Annotated in this window: 13 protein-coding genes; 4 read left to right on the top strand and 9 right to left on the bottom strand. The window is 54.3% G+C overall.

The features are described from left to right. Positions 1–286 precede the first annotated feature (286 nt). Positions 287–1,225, bottom strand: a complete 939-nt coding sequence (locus SH528x_RS22310; RefSeq protein WP_442512156.1) for an AAA family ATPase — start codon at positions 1,223–1,225, stop codon at positions 287–289. Positions 1,226–1,465: 240 nt separating this feature from the next. On the opposite strand from SH528x_RS22310, the gene SH528x_RS22305 reads away from it, so the two are divergent. Beyond that, positions 1,466–1,861 (top strand): response regulator, encoded by a 396-nt coding sequence (locus tag SH528x_RS22305; RefSeq protein WP_442505663.1) that lies wholly within the window; start codon positions 1,466–1,468, stop codon positions 1,859–1,861. Between the two features lie 181 nt (positions 1,862–2,042). On the opposite strand, the gene SH528x_RS22300 is transcribed toward SH528x_RS22305, so the two are convergent. Together SH528x_RS22300 and SH528x_RS22295 are read right to left on the bottom strand one after the other, a co-directional pair. Then, a complete protein-coding gene (locus SH528x_RS22300) occupies positions 2,043–2,534 on the bottom strand; it encodes a hypothetical protein (RefSeq protein ID WP_442505662.1) in 492 nt (163 codons plus the stop codon). 3 nt (positions 2,535–2,537) lie between these two features. Next, positions 2,538–6,341, bottom strand: coding sequence for a S1 RNA-binding domain-containing protein (locus SH528x_RS22295; RefSeq protein ID WP_442505661.1), 3,804 nt, complete (start codon positions 6,339–6,341; stop codon positions 2,538–2,540). A gap of 935 nt (positions 6,342–7,276) precedes the next feature. Here SH528x_RS22295 and SH528x_RS22290 point away from each other — a divergent pair. After that, positions 7,277–7,582, top strand: a complete 306-nt coding sequence (locus SH528x_RS22290) for a hypothetical protein (protein ID WP_442505660.1) — start codon at positions 7,277–7,279, stop codon at positions 7,580–7,582. Between the two features lie 76 nt (positions 7,583–7,658). Then, a complete protein-coding gene (locus SH528x_RS22285) occupies positions 7,659–8,483 on the top strand; it encodes a ParA family protein (RefSeq protein WP_442505659.1) in 825 nt (274 codons plus the stop codon). 38 nt (positions 8,484–8,521) lie between these two features. On the opposite strand, the gene SH528x_RS22280 is transcribed toward SH528x_RS22285, so the two are convergent. The 6 genes from SH528x_RS22280 to SH528x_RS22255 all read right to left on the bottom strand — a co-directional run bounded on the left by SH528x_RS22280 (position 8,522) and on the right by SH528x_RS22255 (position 15,637). Further along, positions 8,522–9,178, bottom strand: a complete 657-nt coding sequence (locus SH528x_RS22280) for a hypothetical protein (RefSeq protein ID WP_442505658.1) — start codon at positions 9,176–9,178, stop codon at positions 8,522–8,524. Positions 9,179–9,488: 310 nt separating this feature from the next. Further along, positions 9,489–10,100, bottom strand: a complete 612-nt coding sequence (locus SH528x_RS22275; protein ID WP_442505657.1) for a peptidylprolyl isomerase — start codon at positions 10,098–10,100, stop codon at positions 9,489–9,491. 450 nt (positions 10,101–10,550) lie between these two features. Then, on the bottom strand, positions 10,551–11,243 hold the full coding sequence (locus tag SH528x_RS22270) for a DNA alkylation repair protein (RefSeq protein ID WP_442505656.1): 693 nt from the start codon (positions 11,241–11,243) through the stop codon (positions 10,551–10,553). 39 nt (positions 11,244–11,282) lie between these two features. Beyond that, positions 11,283–13,181: a Xaa-Pro dipeptidyl-peptidase gene (locus tag SH528x_RS22265; protein WP_442505655.1), complete on the bottom strand. Its 1,899-nt coding sequence runs from the start codon at positions 13,179–13,181 to the stop codon at positions 11,283–11,285. 83 nt (positions 13,182–13,264) lie between these two features. Further along, positions 13,265–14,905, bottom strand: coding sequence for an arylsulfatase (locus SH528x_RS22260; RefSeq protein ID WP_442505654.1), 1,641 nt, complete (start codon positions 14,903–14,905; stop codon positions 13,265–13,267). A gap of 429 nt (positions 14,906–15,334) precedes the next feature. After that, on the bottom strand, positions 15,335–15,637 hold the full coding sequence (locus SH528x_RS22255) for a hypothetical protein (protein ID WP_442505653.1): 303 nt from the start codon (positions 15,635–15,637) through the stop codon (positions 15,335–15,337). A gap of 839 nt (positions 15,638–16,476) precedes the next feature. Here SH528x_RS22255 and SH528x_RS22250 point away from each other — a divergent pair. Continuing rightward, positions 16,477–17,934 carry an IS1182 family transposase gene (locus SH528x_RS22250; protein WP_442512155.1) on the top strand — a complete coding sequence of 486 codons (1,458 nt, stop codon included), beginning with the start codon at positions 16,477–16,479 and terminating at the stop codon, positions 17,932–17,934. The last annotated feature ends 207 nt before the right edge of the window (positions 17,935–18,141 follow it).

Here is an 18,141-nt window from a genome sequence, read left to right as displayed (position 1 = left end):
GCTCACGCATTTTGAAGTTGCGAGTTTTTCCATACTCCCCAATGCGTTAGCAAGAGAGTATTGATCGTGTCGTGTCCCTCGCTCACGCGTCGGGTTGTGACTGGCCGGTGGGAACCGGCCCTACATCCCTACCGAGGCTAGCGTGCATCGTTGGTCGCCTTAAAATTAGTCCGTGTAAGGGACTGAAGTGAAGGGACATCACGTGATGCCCTTCACCTAGCGATGCGGCGCGAACCCGCGGGCCAGTTGCCAGCCCGGCAGCTAACCGCAAGGCACGGGGCAAAAATCATGCGGCTTCGATCGTGGGTACTGCGATTTCACTGAGAATCTCTTCGACGATCTTCTCCGCCGTCACCTTTCGCAGCCGGCTTTCGGGGCGGACGATCAAGCGGTGATTCATCACTGGCGCGACGATGCGTTTGACATCGTCGGGCAACACAAACGCTCGGCCGCGGATCGCTGCCATTGCTTGTGCACAGCGGAACAAGGCGATCGTGGCTCGCGGGCTGCCACCGAGCGCAAGGTCTTCGTGCAGACGTGTTTGATGAACGATCTGCAGCAGGTATTGGCGAACGCGTGGATCCACGTGAATCTTCTTGACCTCCAACTGTGCTTGCACCAACTCCTCGGCCGCAGCCACCGGCTTCAATCCGTCCACGGGATGGGCACCTTGCAGCAGTTCGAGCATCCGTAACTCTTCATCCATCGATGGATATCCGAGCGAAAACCGCATCATGAAACGGTCCAACTGAGCTTCGGGCAGCGGGAACGTCCCCTCATGATCGACTGGGTTCTGAGTTGCAATGACTAGGAATGGCGGCTTCAGCGAGTGTGTCGTCCCGTCTACCGTCACGCAGGTCTCTGCCATCGCTTCCAACAGCGATGCCTGCGTTCGCGGAGTGGCCCGGTTGATCTCGTCGGCCAACAGAATCTGAGTGAATACGGGCCCGGGGCGAAATTCGAACTCCGCCGTTTTCTGATTGAAAATCGAAGTCCCGGTGACGTCCGATGGCAGCAGGTCGGGCGTACACTGAACCCGTTTGAACTTGCATCCGACACTACGTGCCAACGCACGAGCGAGCATCGTCTTTGCGACCCCGGGGACATCTTCGAGCAATATATGGCCGCCACTCAGCCATGCCACCAGCGACAAAACACACTGTTTTCGCTTGCCCACGATAGCCAGTTCAACGTTGCCGATGATCCGCTTGGCGAGTTCCCCCACCGCAGCGGCTGCCGCTGGCGAGGCGTCGGGTCGATGCGACGAAGTCGTCGCAGGTGGTTTTGACGGAGAAGAGCTCACAAGCAGCCTATTCGGAACGACGCAAATGGAAGCCGCCAGCGATTATAATGGCACCGGCATCAAAGTTGCTAAGCTATAATAGTGTACTGGCTGGCTGCCCGTTTGGCAGTGCCCCGTGGGTTTGCAGGACTAGGGATCGAACAAGCGGAGGACGTTCTGATTATGATTGTGCCAAACTTGCTCGTTACCGACGATGACTCCGCATTTCGACGTGTCGTTTGCGAAGGACTTGCGCGCCGAGGGTTTCAGGTCAGCGAAGCGAGCGATGGCGATGAAGCCTTGGATGTGATTCGCAAACGGCGAGTCCACTTGGCTTTGGTCGATGTCCATATGCCGCGGGTCACGGGACTCGATTTGATGAGGCAGCTCGTCGATAACCCTGATCGTCCCGCCTGTGTGCTGATGTCGGCGGAATTGGACGAGCAGATTCGACGTGAAGCCGAATCGATGAAAGCTTACCAGGTTTTGAGTAAGCCAATTCGTCTGAATCAATTGTGCGATGTCGTGGTAGGCGCTCTATCGGACGTCTACGGATGGTCGCCAAATAAACCACGCTAGAGCGTTTTTACTCGTCTGTAGCTACCGTCGCCAGACGGTGGACCACGTTCTGGCGAACGCAGCTACGACTGAGTCCCACGCCATCTGTCAAATTGCACTAGAAACGACTTTAGCGATGCGAAAGTCAGCAAGGCTTTTGGCTTTACATCCGCCGGCCGAAACTCGCTGCGAGTTTCGCGAGCTACATGCTTTTGGTCGCGTATACTTCCGCGTATTCAATCGCCCAGGCGTCGATGATCCGTTGGAAATCAGCCTCATTTGCCTCAGCGATGGCGACAAAATGATTGCGGTTGAATAGCTCGCGATTCATCACCGTGCCTTTGCCTTTGAGCTCGAGCACGTTCAGGTCGCTGTAAGGCCGAATCATCATTTCCAGACGGCTGTACTGATTGCTTCGCTTGCCCGCTTCGATACGCAGGTCGTCGCGGTAGCATGCACCACCCCAACCGTTTTCGCCGAACAGCGATTCGGTGCGAAAGCCGGGAAAATGGTCAGCGACGCGGTGCACCGCCTTTTCAATATGATCCGATAGCGACAATCGATACGACGTATGCATTCGCCGAAGTTCTTCGGCGCTCATTTCCTGTTGACGTTCGATGGACGCTTTCTGTTCGGCTCGTTGTTTCCCACGCTGGATAGCCGACTCGAGCCGTTCGTTAAAATCGTCGCTCATCAATCAGGCCGATGTATCCGTTGGAGTGGAGGTTGGCTCGTCGCCGGGCGTTACCGTAGAGGTGTCCGCTGATTCCGGTTTCGAAGTTTCCGCGACTGCTTTCGCTGGCTCTTCACTCGCGGCGGGTGCCGTAGTGGATGGGGTCGCTTCAGCAGTTGCCGGTGCTTCCGAGCTAACGTTGGCTTTCTCTTTCTTCGATTTTACTTCTTTGGCCGGCTCGACCTTGTCCTTCGTAACGAACTGCATCAAATCGCCAAACGATCGCAACGGCTCGTCGCCTTTGAGCATTGCATCGCTGATCGGTTCGACCGGCTTGCTGCTAACGACGCGGTACGTTTCGGATTGTTTACCACGTCCGCCGCCGCGATTGTCACGGCCTCGGTTGTCGCGTCCGCGTCCGCCATCACGTCCACCGCGTTGACCACCGCCGCTTTGTCGGCCGCCTCGGTCACCACCACCGCTTGATGCCCCCGCTTTGCCGCGACCGCCACGATTGTCGGGACGATTGCCTTGTGAAGCTTGGGCACCACCGGATGACGCTCCTCCGCGTGCTGGAGCAGCGTCGCGGTTTGCACCGCCGCGGTTGCCGCCACGATTTTGCGATTGTTGACCGCGTTGCGGACGATCGTTGCGTTGACGACGCATCTCTTCGAGTTCGATTTCACGTTGAGGCGAGATCGCGCTCAACGCCACTCGACGACGCTTGGTATCGATTCCGGTCACCCAAGTGGTGATCACGTCACCGACTTGAATCGCTTCGTGCAGGTCTTCGATGAACTGTTCCGAAACGCGACTAACGTGAATCAATCCGCTGCAATCGGGTGCCAATTCAACGAACACACCAAACGGCATGACGCCGACGACAACACCGATGACTTGGTCGCCGGTCTTGAGCGTCTTTAGGTTTGGCATCGATGTCAGCACTGCGTTGGAAGCCCCATCGGCGACATCACTATCACCAAACGGGTCACACAACCAGCTCACCAATTGACGCGTTCGGCGGGCACCGATCTGCCATTCTTTGATGCACTTGTCAATTTTGGCTTTTTCAGGGCGTGGACGAACCACACGCATCGATACCGCCGCAGCGGCTTCTGCTGGTTCGGCCGCATCGGAAGATTCTTCAGCCTGCGGAGCTTCTGCGACACTTTCCTCCGCAGATTCGCTTGCCGAAGCATCCGCTTCCGCCGTCTCAACTGCAGGTTCTGCCGCGGGTTCGCCGGAAGGTTCGGCTGCTGAAACATCTTCGGCTGCCGGATCCGCAGGAGCTGCGTCCGATTCACCCGCTTCGTTTTCCGCGGCTAAGCCGAAAGGTTTCTCTTCGTCGGTTTCGGCGGTTTTTAATTCCTTGGTTTCGGCAACTGGCTCGACGACGTCGCTTAGTTTTGGTGCGGCGTCTTCGTCAAAGTTGGGCGTTTCATAACCTGGTGGAGTCGATGGCGGCAGTTCGATCTCGAGCGTCGTTGCCAACTTCTTGGCCAACGGATAGTCCTCGGGGTGAATCAATGTTCCATCGAGGACTTCTTCGCTGCCAAAGACTCGCAAGAACGGCAACGCTTGTCGCGTCGACGCCTTGTCGCCCCACGCATCAAGCTCTTCGATCTGTTCTCGAGACTTGAACAATTCGTTTCGACGAGCCGAATCCAACGCGTCGGCCACCTCCTGCGTAACGCCAGGCAAACGGCACAACCACGACGTGGGCGCCGAGTTTGCATCGACGCCACCACGCGAAGCACCGCTGATCATGACATCGTCGAGCACTTCCATCAGTGCCTTGTCGGCAAGTTCTCGTTGGAAGGATCCCAAACGCAATTTCAGAGGATCGACCTTTGCGATTGCGCCTGCAGGTTGCAGAATCGAAAATGCGACCCAGGCTGCACTGCGGAATCGACGAGGCGTCGTTCGCATTTCTTGATCCGCAACCTGGCTTCCGGCGTAGGTGTCCGCACCGCTGCGATCCGCCAATGTCCAGCGAATCGAATTCTCGGGCGATTGTTTAACCAATTCACCCACCGCGACCAAGCATCCTCGGCGTGCGGGACCATTGCTGATTACGATCAAATCGACGTGGTGAGCATGAATCAGTTCGCCCATTCGCAGCACCGCTTGCGACCGCATTCCGGCTGACAATTGGCAGGGCAAGTCTTCGCAGTGCAACAATCGACCATCACTCGCGACGATCGCCGTTGCCGCGGTTCGAGGCCCGACGGCATCGATCGACATGATCACTTTGGCTTCGACGCCGCTGCGGTTGACCTGCATTCGCAAATGGTCAGCGGCGATACCGAGCAAACGACTCGACGCACGTTCTTGTAATTCGTCCCACCATGCGGCCTCGGCAGCACCCCGAATGTCAGCTTCGTTTTCAATCAGAATGTTTCGCAACATATCCGCCAAGCGGGGATTGATGCGATCAGCGGTGGCCTGCAGCTCTGCTACTAAACGATTGGCATCGTATTCGAACGAGCAATTCGCAACTTGGCTGCGAAGGGCACGAGCGAGCATCACCGTTTGGAATGAACTAAGCTTGTTCGTGGGGATCCGCTTGCCTTGCAACGGTTTCAAGACACTCATTAACCAACGACGACGTCGTTGGCGAGGCGAAACCTTCTTCTGCTTCTTCGCAGGCGCTGGCTCGGCCTTCTTGTCGGATTTGGGCTCTTTGCCTTTTGCTTCGCTGTCTTTGGCATCAGCGAAGGACGGTTTCGTTGTCGCAGCGGCTTCTGGAGAAGCAGGTGTTTCGGACGAAGCAGGTGTTTCGGGCGAGGATGCTTCCGTCGTGGTTGCCTCCGCTGCAGCGTCCGTTGCCTCGGTGGCTGGCGTCGTGCTGGCTGTGCCCGCAGTGGCAGCTTCCGAAACAGCCGGTTCAGCAGTTGCTTCAGCTTGTGGCGTTTCGGTTTTTGGCGTCTCAGCTTGTGGCGTTTCGCTCGTTGCCTCGGGGGCAGCGGCAGCAGCCGTCTCGGCCTTCACTTCGACCTTAGACTCTTCAGCCTTGGGCTCGGTTGTTTCGACAGTCGCTGCTGGTTGCTCCGACTTGGATTCCGCAGTTTCGCTGGATTCCGTCGCGGCGCTAGCGTCACTCGCAGCTTCCTTGGCCGCAGGCTCTTCGGCAACTTTTGTTAGCGAAGCTTCATCGGAGGCAGCGGCCTTGCTCTTGACCGACTTTGTGCTGGCCGAACTGGGCTTTTGCTCTTTGCCGTGGTCGGAATCGTCATCGCCATGATCAGCACTCGAGTGAGGATCATGGATTTCGATGACGTGAATTTTTGCGTTCTTGCCAAGCCACTGGACCGCGGCATTGATCATTCGCGGATCACCCGCCAAGCGACCAGCCAACGACTTTTCAAGTTTCGCGCTGGCTTCGTTTGCGTCATCGATGGCTTCCATCTTTTCCGCAATCGCATGCAAGTCGTCTCCGTCACCCTTTTGTGGGTTCAGAACACGAACAGCAAGCCGAGTGGCAGAATCGACCGCTTCACCGGATTCAAGTTTGATCCGTCGACCTAGTCGCTCGAGCATGCGTTTGGAGTTCGCTTTCTCAATCGCTCGTCCCAGCGCGGGATCGGCAATCGGCGTCGCACTCCAACTCTCGAGCAATTCGGCGCGTCGCGCCGCAAGTTGACGGTCCGATTGAACAGCTTCGGCGAGTGCCCACAGACTGGCCTCGTCCAAACCGCCTAATTCATCACGCCGATATCGCGCCAAAAATGGCGGCGAGTATCCTTGTTCAATTAGGGGCAACGCAATTCGTAAACTTGATTCTTCGCAACGCCCACGTCGGGCAATTGCTTCTAGATCGACAGTCATCGCAAGTCGGTCTCATTCATAGGCATGCTCGAGTTCAGAAAACGTCCAGGAATCATCTCCATAGACACTCTTCTGAGGTCGAAACATACCTTCAATTTTGGAAGCCAGCAGTTTTAGGTGTTTTATAGCGGCTCTGCTGGAGTTTCAATCAACAGGTCAACAATAAAGCAACCCGCCGCGCAGGGCGAAGATATTGCCGAACAGCGGAAATGTCAACCTACGAGCGGGCCCCAATCTGCTAGCAGTTCCGTAATCCGAAATAATGTCCCGTGCCCGTGCCATCCAAATGCATCGACTTTGGTATCACGGTGGCAAAGGGGCTTCACATTCCACAATGGAAAACAGCGTGAAAACCGCTGAACACTCCGTCTGATCCCGCGAAACAGCCCATTTGGCAGAGAAATCGGTCCGGCACGATGCCGCTGCCTGTAGAACCGCGACCACGCCAACCGGGGAGCCCCGCGATGCGCGAGGGCCAACAAGTTTTTCCAAAATTGACCTAAGGAATTTGGGGCTCAATGTGGTACCTCGTCTCTCGGGGCGGCATGGCTTAGTGATTCCAGCAGCCGGGCTCCATGATCCCTGTTCGCCGATCTTGCCTACCCAACCCACGTTATCGGTGTGCCTTTCGCTTGATGGGCCGCGACGTATGAATGAGCATTTTTGCGTGCCACAAAATGGTTACGCAACACCGGCGGAGGCTTGCGACGACTGACGGGCCTTAAAAACACGCGAAATTGACAATTAGAAAAATCGATAAATTTGATTTAAGTCCCCTAACCGTCAAAGTCGATGATTCGACTAGGAAGCAAAGCGGTGCCGATGGCAGTCGTTTTTCTCTCCTTAAAGAAGACTGAGTTAACCTCCTGCGTTTTGTCAGGGGTCGTTCTCGAGAGGATAAAAGTTCTCTCGATCCACGTTCCGAGATGTAGTTGATGCCTGAACCGAAATTTCGCGTTGTTTCTGAGAATGGTTTTTCCACGGCAAGATCCGCAAATCGAAAGTTGACACCTCATCATTCAGAGGAGCGGAAAGAACGCGAATTGGACCGAATGACGGGCGTGGCTGCCCCAAAGACGGTCGATGTTTCGCTCAAGCAAATTGTCCCGCTATTGATCGACGCCGAAAAATCCAACCGAACTTGGCTCAGTGACTTCGCGGACGACACCGTTCGTATCGACGCGGATCTGTACGATGTGTTATTGGCATACCAACAGTTCCGACAACAAGACGCAGCCTGAGTTGCGTTCTGAAATTGCACAGCTTTTTTCCACGTTCTCAACAACCGCTAACTCGCCCCATCAAGGATGATGTACCATGCGATCCATCGCTGTGATTAACCAAAAAGGTGGTGTTGGCAAAACGACCAGCTCCGTCAACCTTTCGTCTGCTCTTGCCGCTCAAGGCCGTCGCGTATGTTTGCTCGACCTCGATCCGCAAGCCCATGCTTCGCTGCACCTTGGCATTACCGCCGTTGACGGCGAAGCCAGTATGTATGAAGTGCTTTGTGGGGAAGCGACGATCGCGCAAGCACGTTGCTGGGTGAATGAGAACCTGTGCGTGATTCCATCGAACTTGGATTTGGCTGCCGCCGAGCTAGAGCTCGCCAGCGAAGTGGGCCGCGAGATGATTCTTCGCGACAAGCTCGACGCCGATGACGAACCGTTTGATTACTTTATTCTTGATTGTCCGCCCAGCCTGGGCGTATTGACGGTCAACGCTTTGGTCGCGGTGAATGAAGTGTTCTTGCCGCTGCAGCCACACTTTTTGGCGCTGCACGGATTGAGCAAACTGTTGCGGACGATCGAAGTGGTTTCACGACGACTCAACAGCGACTTGCGTCTCTCGGGCGTGATGCTTTGCATGTACGACTCGAACACTCGGCTTGCTGCCGAAGTCAGCACCGATATCAACGAGTTCTTTGAAGCCAGTAAGGGTGCTCGTGAGTTCTATCGTAGTGCCAAGTTCTTTGACACACGCATTCGCCGTAACATTCGTTTGGCCGAAGCACCAAGTTTCGGCAAGTCGATCTTCGAGTACTCCGCTGACAGCAATGGCGCAATCGATTACCGTGCTCTTGCCGATGAAGTGATCGCTCAAGAAAACACATTTGTGCGAAAGCCAGAGCAGGCTGCGGCGTAGTTGAACATCGCCATATCGGCTAAAAAACACGCTATTTGTTAAAACGCGAGTTTGTAGCCCGGCGCTTCGCAAGCCAGTTTCAGTCCTAATTGGCTTGCCGCTCGTGGCAGCAAACTTAATTGCACCGGACCTCGCCCTAGTCGGACCACGGTGCCAATCGGTTTCATTCCCGCATGGCCAAACGCCTGGGATGATCGCTCGTTTGTCCAATCCATCGTTGTCACAAGTGTATCGGTTTCTGCTAATCGATTTTCGATGATGTAGGAAATCATGCAGCTGATGAATCGCTTTCCGCGGTGTTCTGGATGCGTCCATGCGTTAAACAGGAACCCGGCTTGCGGTGGCAGGTCAACGGATGTCCCTAGGTGACGAGCACGCGAAAAATTCTCGTTTGCGTTGACCGACTCAATGGCAATCCATAGAAACGAAACGACTTGCTGGTCGGGCGTTGTGATCACCACGACTCGGCGCTGCCCGGACACACCGCGTGGGCTGCCGATCTCTGTAGGTGCCTTTCCCGCTTGGATCAGTTCGAATAACTCACCCGCGCGTGGCGAACGCAATAAATAACCCGCAGGTAACGCTTGGGTGCGAAAATTCTTGGGCTCCAAATAAAGCAAACGGGTTGCATCGGCGATCTGTAACCGACGAGCAACGGCGTAGAAGAAGCGGAGAATGAAGAGTGGCAATTTCATTCTGTAGTTTTGACCCGATAAGCGATAACGATACTGAATCGACCGTCCTGATAAAGCGTAGTTTCAAACGCGACGACCAGCTCATTTTGGTGGGGCAGAAAGTACGGTTGATTTAGCCACGCAGACACTCCCTAGCGATTGTGCGGGTTATTCGCGAACTGTTCGGCGAACGGGTCGATCGGCTGGGCCTGTGTCGTTGGGCCCGCGTAACCGAACAGGCTACTGATTCGGCGCAAAAAAGCCTTCTGTCTCATGGTGATGACAGAAGGCAATGCTGCATTCGTGACAGGGAGAATCGTGAAGCCCGATTCTATTTTTTCTCAACCACCTCGACGCTCTTGATGACAACGGGAGTTGTCGGAACGTCTTGCATTAGCATGCCTGGAACTTTCGGGTTCGGCTTCGCTTGCGTCGCCGCTTTGCCAATACGATCGACAACTTCTTTGCCTTCGACGACACGACCAAAGACCGCGTAGCCAAAACCGTCTTGTGAATTCTCACGATTGAGGAAATCGTTGTTTGCGGTGTTCACAAAGAACTGGCTCGAGGCGCTGTGAGGAGCACTCGTACGTGCCATCGCGACGGTGTAGTGATTATTCTTCAGGCCATTTCCGCCTTCGTTTCGCACCATCCGAGGTGCATCTTTTTCATTCATATCTGCGGTAAAGCCGCCACCTTGGATCATGAAACCATCGATCACTCGGTGGAAGATCGTATCGGTGTAATGGCCCTCTTTGGCATACTTCAAGAAGTTTTCCACGGTTTTAGGGGCCTTCGCCGAATCCAATTCGATCACAAAAGCGCCTTCTGTCGTATCGACCTTTACGTAGACCGGCGTGGCAGGGGCTTGGGCGTGGACCGCCGTGCCAGTGCTTAGAACCAAAGCGGGCAACGCCATCATCAAAGCCAATCGAGAAACCATTCGTTTCCAATCCTCATTCGCGTAATTTAAGTCTGTATTGAAGTTACAGCTACGATTTAACCGACCCAGGCCGTTCGCGTAAAGTCCGGAGCAAACCACCAAGCGCTTTCCGTGGCCAATGCGAGACATTTTGGCGAATGCCAGCAAAAAACGCTCGTTCCCAGGCTCCTGCCTAACGCCATAAGCGATTTTTAGGCTGGAAATTAGAGCATTTGCGTTTCGTAGCTACGCTCGCCAGAGCGTGGATTGTTGGCGTCCACTGCAAATCACCACCTTCTGGCGAAGGTAGCTACCAGGAAATCGTTCACGGCGTTGGACTGGAGCCGGGGAACCAGTCCTGGCGATCACCCAGACACGTTGCCAATGCAAGCATTTCACAGCCGAGACAGGTAAAACATTGTGCGATCCGGATATTTGGCGTCAGTCTGGAACATCACACTGGTGCCACTGTCACGACGGACGTTTTCGCCGGCCTGACTTCAGTGCCCGCTCGATGTACGCTGCGGCATCAGGCGTCTTGCAACTCGTGTCGCCGTGATCTACTGACACCTTGCCGATTGCTTTGGCGACACTCATCGCTCGGTCGTGATAAGCAGGCAAATAAATTCCGATTGAAATCAGAGCTTGATTCATCGCGTGCCTTGCTTGGTTGGGCACATCATGAATCGTCGCTTCGATTCGATCCAGCGCCGCGTCGGCAATCTCGTCGGGCACATTCGCAGCATCATGCACTAGCCAACTCGCAAGTAACGTGTAGCCGGCCGCCAAACTTCGCTCCTGAGGACTTCTGGACCACTTCTTCCACTTTGCTGCTGCACAAGAAGTGCGTGAAGCTAAATCCGCAACCATCCCAACCAGCAAAGAATACTGCAACGGTTTTAGCCACGCGTCGATTTGGCGAGATTTAACTTGCGTCGGATCCGCGATCAGCAACGCCAATGTCATGGCGTCGCTGTTGCCCGTTTCCATTAGCGTTTCCGCTAACACCTGATCGCCTCGATGCCGCTTTTGCAGCGGACGCAAATCGCCGAACTTTACGCCAAACAGAGGCTCGGTAGCTCCATGGCGCAAATAGGTCTTTCGCGTCTGAGCAGAGCCAAGCGACTCGAGCTCCGTCATCACATCTTTGAGCATTGTGTTCATGCCTAGCCGCCACTTGCGAGAATATTAACAAAACCAGAACTATGGATGTGCCGGTTTTGCCGCAGTCTCCGCATCTGCATTTTCGGATTTCTTCTGAGTCGACTTCTTAAACGCTTCGACTCCGCCCACCACAGGCAGACTCAGCTGCGTCGCATCGAGATCGACCGTCAATTCCGTACCTGGCGTTGGCCATAGCGTCACGTTGCGATCACTCGAAAAAATCATCAGCCCAATCTGCTGGCCCTTCGCGATGATTTGATCGTCTGGCTGAAGGTCAAATTTCACATCATAAAACTTCCCGGGTTCCAGCGGCTCACTCTCGCGCATCGAATGCTGATTTTGAGGGTCCGCCCAACCACGGGTGATAATGTTGTCGGTGATCTTCGCCTTCTTGTCATTGTTCCAAGGCAGCGAGACAAGCCAAACCGACAGATTCGCAAACGGCTTGCTACTGGCCAATTTCAATTCGATCTTTGGTGTCCCTGATATATGCATTGGCTCAGTAAGCGTTTCGGAGACATAGATCAGTCGATGCTCTGTCCACTCGGCTTGGGCAAGCGATTCCCCGCTGAATGAAAAGTTGTCAACCAGCTTCTCTGTTCCTTGACCCGAGCCTGACTCAAGAACGAGTGTGCCACGCTCAGGGGCTCCCGCGGTCGGCCGCAACGTTACCGGTGACGCTGCGGGGTTGGGGTAGTCCTCGTACGAAGTTGGATTTTCTTGTTTGGCATCCTCTCGCACGATCCAAGCCCGCGGATCTTTTTCAACATCGTTCTCGACTCCGTGTAGGTACCGCGTGAACCATCGATTCATCAGCTTCATCGGCGGCGGCCCACCATGGCCGTCCTGGTGATAGTAGGTCTGTACCGGAACTCCTTTGGCTTTTACGGCTTGGTAGATTCGATTGCTGTGCTCAGGCACGACGTTCCAATCGTTGAAACCGTGCGCCATCAACAGCGCCGCTTTCATCGGACCGAGGTCATGGATGTAGTCACGTTTTGCCCAGAAGTCGTTGTAATCCCCGCTGACGCGATCCATTCCTTCTGCCATTTCTTTGTCACGAATTTCGCAATCGCAATACTCGCGTCGTGCCGCATTCCCGCTGTGAATAAAGTCGTACAAATAGTCGACGTCCTCACCGAGATAACCGCCCGGATGCCGCACCAATCCATTGGATCTGTAGTAGTGATAGTACGACGTGTTGGGGGCAACCGGGATGATCGCTTCGAGTCCTTCGACGCCGGTTGTCGCCGCTGCTAGAGGGATCGTGCCGTTATACGAGGTTCCCGTCATTCCCACTTTGCCCGTGCTCCAATACGCCGTCACGGGTTCGTCGCCATCGATCGAAGTGTACCCTTTCCCGCGTCCGCACAACCAATCAATTACGGCTTTGGGCGCGAGCGATTCGTTGTCTCCTCCGATCGTCGGACAACCTTCGGAGAGTCCGGTTCCCGGCGACGAAGAATGGACAACGATGTAACCACGAGGCAGCCAATCTTCAACATGTCTCTTTGAGATAATCGGTCGCTGGATCTTTAGTTCGATTTCGGGCATATGTTTCCGTGGCGGCGGCACCTCACCCAGCTCGTGTCGTGTATCCCAGAAATACTTTTCGTCAGAATCTCCCACGCCGCAATAGTAAGGACTTGATCCATAGACCACCGGCAATTTCAAGCCTTCCGTATCGGTTTGTCGAGGCCGCGTGACATCCACATGCATACGATCCAGCTTGCCATCGCCATCGGAATCAAATTCGGTTTCCACCCACAGATCGTGTCGAATCCAAAAGTCGGAATCCTTAAACTCCTCGACAATTTGTGCTTCACCGTCCTTAAATACCGGAACGGCGTGCTTGGCCTCTTTTCCATCGATCGTCACGGCGGTGACGACATTCAAAACGGCGACGATCGCTAGTGATCTAAATAAACGCGTTGTCATGGTGCTCTTTGTCTTGCGAATTCAGTAGGAAGAGTAAGGGGCAGTGAACAGTAAAATGCCGGTGAAAGCTCGGCCGCTGAAGATCAGTTCGCATTTTTACGAGTTAACTTGTCATAGATGGGGAGCGCAAAGTCGGGCTCGATCGTTCGTGTATCCAAGTACGTTGCCTCGAGTCGCTTGACGACTTCGGGATGCTCCGCAGCGACGTCATTTTGTTCGTCGCGATCGGTGTCCAAGTCGTAGAGTTCCCAGTCGCCAGGTTTCTTTTTCAAGAGATCCCGTCGAACCGCTTTCCATTTGCCATCGCGAATAGCGACGATGCCCCCGTAATTATGGAAATCCCAAATCAGAGGACTGTCGCGTGTTGGCGTCGACGAGGATGTCAATTCCGACAGTAGACTGATCCCGTCCAGCGCGGTGTTTTTCGTCGATCCTGTATTTTGCAGATCAATCTTTGCGACCTCGCTGAGCGTTACGAACCAATCGGGGAAATAGGATGGCAATTCAGAGACGCTGTTTTCTTTGACGTGGCCTGGCCATTTCACGACACAAGGAACGCGGATTCCGCCTTCGTAACAACTGCCTTTGAAACCCCGCAGTCCGCCAGTCGAGTTGAAGAAAGTGCAAGCGGCACCGCCAATATGAAAGCGAGGGTCGCGGCCTCCGTGCGTCGGTCCATTGTCCGATGTAAAGACGATCAGGGTGTTTTCGCTCAGACCATGATCCTCCAAACGCTCAAGGATCGTGCCAACGTGTTCATCGAGATCCGAAATCATGGATGCATAAGCAGCGCGTGGCCGCGGGTGTGGCAAGTATCCGTTTTCACCTCGGTAGGGCCCATTCTCTTCGTCCCAAGATTCGGGGTACTGGTCTAACCATTGCTGCGGAGGTTGCATGGAAACGTGAGGTTCCACAAACGGCAAGTACAGAAAGAACGGTTTGTTTTTGTTCTTGTCGATAAACTTGGTCGCCTCGGCGAGGATTAAATCCGGAGCATAATTCTTCGCCCGATAGTCGTCCGCAATCACCTGGCCTTCCGGTTTGCGGTCATGTCCAGGAATCGGGTAGAGGTTGATTTGGACTTCGCGTTCGTCGCTGTCTAAAAACGGAGGGTAATAGCTGTGAGCGTTCCGTTGGCAATTGTATCCAAAGTAGCGATCGAAGCCCTGTTTGATCGGCGAGCCGGAGGTGTTGGAGGGGCCAAGTCCCCATTTGCCAAACGCTCCGGTGACATAGCCTGCCGTTTTCAGGACTTCTGCAATGGTGACGGCGTCGTCGGTGATCGGCCATTGGCCTGGGTAGATGCGTCCGTTTCCGGAATCACGATTCCCACGGATTTGGGCATGCGACAAATTTTGGCCCGTCATCAATACGCAACGCGCCGGCGCACATACCGGAGCCCCCGTGTAGTGCTGCGTAAAACGCATTCCTTGGCTGGCAAGGCGATCAATGTTAGGTGTTTTAATTTTTTCCTGGCCGTAACAACCAAGTTCCCCATACCCCAGATCATCCGCCAGGATAAAGACGATGTTCGGTTGCTCGCCGGACGCCGCCCACAACGTTTGCACGTTGAGCACCTGCATAGCGACCACGATGGCGATCCAGAGACAGGAACTCGCCGCGTACCGTCCGCGTGCAGGGTGGCCGCTGTCGTTGTGAATGACGTGCTGGCCTGAGCTGGACGGACTGCAGACAGCAAATCGCTTGTTGAACAATCGAATCATAGGTGACTCTCGATGGCGGGCAGGCGAGGTAGCCTCAAAGCGTGCCCTACGTGACAAATTCGTTTCGCAGTTCGAATGAATGGGAACCGCAATGGGGGATCGGCAGTGGCATTATAGGTAACGAAGATCGCTGATGCACAACGCATCCGCACCGAAGTGCCGACTCGATCCAAATTTGTCGAAGATTCAAGCTGTTTTCACGCCAAGCAATACGCGTCAAACAGAGCACGACATTGCTGGTGGCAGGATTGATCGAAGCAAGTCAACGTTGCAACGCAAACGATCTATCACATCGCGGAACTGGTTCAGCACCCCCAGCGCTCATCGCGTTGCGAGCACATGTCGAATGAATTTTGGCGGAGCACCTTTGGCAACACTTTGTGGCGATCTCCGATCGTGAAAAATCGTCCTGAGCTTTTATTGCAATAGCTATCGCTGGAGAATAGTGGATCCCGACGTTGGTAATCCTCGCGACAACATCCCGAGCATTGCACTGTTGGGGGTTGCTTTCTGCTCTTCAGAGCCGGCCTTAAAAAAAGACTTGAGTTCGCAATGCAGTTTCACGCAATCTAAATAGCGTTGACGGCAATCAACATCTTCCCTCAGCAGTTGCTCGAGTTTTTGCAAGTCAGCGTCCGAGATATTTTCGTCCATCAGTCTCCAGCTGAGTTCTTCAACTTTATCGATCCGTAATGCGGCATTCTCCGCCGTCGTGTTTGAATTTATTACCATGTTTGTCGTCCTTACTTTATTCGTCTGCCTAACGTTCAACGTGATCGCCACGCTTCCATGCAAATCGCATCGGTTCTTGTCGGCAAATAGTGTTAGGTGAGTTCGTGAAGAAGTCCTCAATTGAGCTTGGATATTTTGTGAACAACGCAGAATCCCACTCGCTCAATGTGATGAGCTAATAGCAACTGACACGCCAACGCAACATGTCGTTTTGCTTGGGCGTTAGAAGTCTCCTTCGGCGCAAGTTAAGGTTGCACTCGCCTCGCCCAGTGCACAGCACGCCAAATCTTTGCTGACAAAAAGAGCAGTGACGCTCGCCTTTTACGCAGCATTTGTCACGTCAATGACAGAAATCTGTCCTGCCTGGAGCCTGCTGCGCCGTGTCTTTTACACACCCCCCTTTGACACGCCCGAGGTGACGCAAGAACGCACCGGAGCGAGTGTGTTCGGCTGCAAACGCTGAATCCATTGCGTCGTCAGCGGAGGGGGCTCAATGCATCGCCCACAAAAAGAGGGGCGAATGGTCGGGCTAGACTGCTAAGACTTTGGGATTGTTTTGATTCTTGGTTGCGCAATTTTCCTGCCACCTCTCCACCTTCTTCGAGGTTGTGCGGCGTTTAAGTTGAGTGGTAGCAACCACTTGCTTCACCCTCCCGACGAAGAGGTCGTACAGGTTTTAAGTTGTTTTAACAACTGGGGTTAGCGCAAAAAAATTGACCTTCGTTTGGATTGGGATTTCGCACAGAATGTGCGTCGCTGTTCTTTCCAAGCCACACGGAGGTCGCCATGAGCATAAACGATTCAGAGACGATTAAAAAGTCAGTTATCGCCCCGTCCCTCTGCCAGCAAGCGATCAGCGATGGAAACAAATTGATGCCAAACTTCCGCCGGACGATCTTGCACGAATTGTTCGCCGGCAGGTTGAACAACTTGATCGTAGCGAAGTCGATCGGATGTACAGTGGTAGGGGCCAGGAGCCCTACGATCCCATTCTGCTTTTGCAGATGGTTCTCTATCAGTTCCTCAAGGGACGACTCAGCCCTGCAAGTTGGGAGGAAGAAGCCAAGCTCAACGAAGCGATGCAATGGCTCGGTCATGGATACACGCCGGCTCGTCGAACTTGGTATGATTTTCGTGATCGCATCGGCGACGTCATTGAGAGGCTTCATGACGACGTGACCCAACGGGCCATCGAGCAAGGGCATCTTGACCCGACCACGGTGGCTCTAGATGGCACGTCGATTGCCGCCTGTGCATCGCGGCATCGGATGGTCAATCGCAACACTCTCCAGAGGCGACAGGAACTCTTAAAAGAACTGATCGACGGCACTTACTGCCGAACCGATCCTCTTCCCAAATGGGTGCCGCCAACGGAGTCAGGCCGACAAGATTTGGCCTCTCGAATCGAGGCGGCCGCCATCGTACTGGAGCAACGGATTAATGAAAACGCTAAAAAGCCGAGTGATAAACGCAAAGATCCTGACAAGATCACCGTCAGCTTGACTGACCCCATTGCGCCGCTGGGCCGCGATAAACGCAAGACGTATCGTCCGTTGTATACCGTTCAATTTATGGTCGATCCGGTCAGTCGACTGATTGTTAGTTATCTGTGTCAAGCCTCTGCAACGGATGCGGGCACGCTGGCCCCCATGATCGACAAGACGCAAAAGTTATTCGGCGGCCAACTCAAGAGGGTGCTGGCCGATGGCGGCTACTGCAGCATTCTTGACCTTACCGACGCGCGTGATCGGAACATTGATTTGCTGGCACCGCCATCGGCCAGCGGTAGCGCTGCAAAGCGGAAGTCACGCAGCGGCGAAATTCAAATTCCCCGCGAAGAATTTCGTTTTCAAGCCTCATTGAATTGCTATGTGTGCCCGCAAGGTCACCGCTTAGCCTATTTGTGGCGAGAAAAGAAGATGCGTATGGGCGACCGATATGTTTACCAATCGACCTATCAGTGTGACGCGAAGTTCTGTGAGGGCTGTCCGTTGGCCGAACGCTGTCTCAGCGGCAAAGGCCCACGACGAATCAAGCGAATCGAAGGCGAAGAGATGCTGGAGGCTCAACGCGAGAAGATGGCAAGTGAATCTTGCAAGACGCTTTATCGTTTACGCGGGCAAACCGTGGAACTCTCCTTTGGCGACGCCAAAGGGAATCGGCGAGTGGACCGCTTTCACGGTCGCGGAATAAAGCGAGCCCGCTGCGAGACCGGTCTGTTGGTCCTAGCTCAAAATCTCCTGCGTCTGGATAAACTACAGCAAAGAGCCATAAGTCTAGGAAAACAAACAGCTTAAAAGCTGCACGACCTCCGAAGTCGGGGGAGAGGTAACTGCAGTATCGGCGGGAACAAAAACTCACCCACAAAACACAATGACAACAGCAACGTTTTAGCTGTCCAGCGCTAGCCCAATGACATCTACTTTGGTAGCGATTGCGGCGTAAGCCATCCGATTGCAGCAAGCGTAACGCTCAAATTTTACCGCCTGAGGCACGAATGGCGC

It is taken from the genome of Novipirellula methanifontis (assembly GCF_052161655.1).
Classification (GTDB): domain Bacteria; phylum Planctomycetota; class Planctomycetia; order Pirellulales; family Pirellulaceae; genus Novipirellula.
This window is presented reverse-complemented; position numbering and strand designations above follow the sequence as displayed.

Bases quoted from the DNA above. Each gene is read 5' to 3' on its own strand.
- SH528x_RS22305 (WP_442505663.1), top strand. From the start codon at position 1,466: ATGATTGTGCCAAACTTGCTCGTTACCGACGATGACTCCGCATTTCGA.
- SH528x_RS22300 (WP_442505662.1), bottom strand. From the start codon at position 2,534: ATGAGCGACGATTTTAACGAACGGCTCGAGTCGGCTATCCAGCGTGGG.
- SH528x_RS22295 (WP_442505661.1), bottom strand. From the start codon at position 6,341: ATGACTGTCGATCTAGAAGCAATTGCCCGACGTGGGCGTTGCGAAGAA.
- SH528x_RS22290 (WP_442505660.1), top strand. From the start codon at position 7,277: ATGCCTGAACCGAAATTTCGCGTTGTTTCTGAGAATGGTTTTTCCACG.
- SH528x_RS22285 (WP_442505659.1), top strand. From the start codon at position 7,659: ATGCGATCCATCGCTGTGATTAACCAAAAAGGTGGTGTTGGCAAAACG.
- SH528x_RS22280 (WP_442505658.1), bottom strand. From the start codon at position 9,178: ATGAAATTGCCACTCTTCATTCTCCGCTTCTTCTACGCCGTTGCTCGT.
- SH528x_RS22275 (WP_442505657.1), bottom strand. From the start codon at position 10,100: ATGGTTTCTCGATTGGCTTTGATGATGGCGTTGCCCGCTTTGGTTCTA.
- SH528x_RS22270 (WP_442505656.1), bottom strand. From the start codon at position 11,243: ATGAACACAATGCTCAAAGATGTGATGACGGAGCTCGAGTCGCTTGGC.
- SH528x_RS22265 (WP_442505655.1), bottom strand. From the start codon at position 13,181: ATGACAACGCGTTTATTTAGATCACTAGCGATCGTCGCCGTTTTGAAT.
- SH528x_RS22260 (WP_442505654.1), bottom strand. From the start codon at position 14,905: ATGATTCGATTGTTCAACAAGCGATTTGCTGTCTGCAGTCCGTCCAGC.
- SH528x_RS22255 (WP_442505653.1), bottom strand. From the start codon at position 15,637: ATGGTAATAAATTCAAACACGACGGCGGAGAATGCCGCATTACGGATC.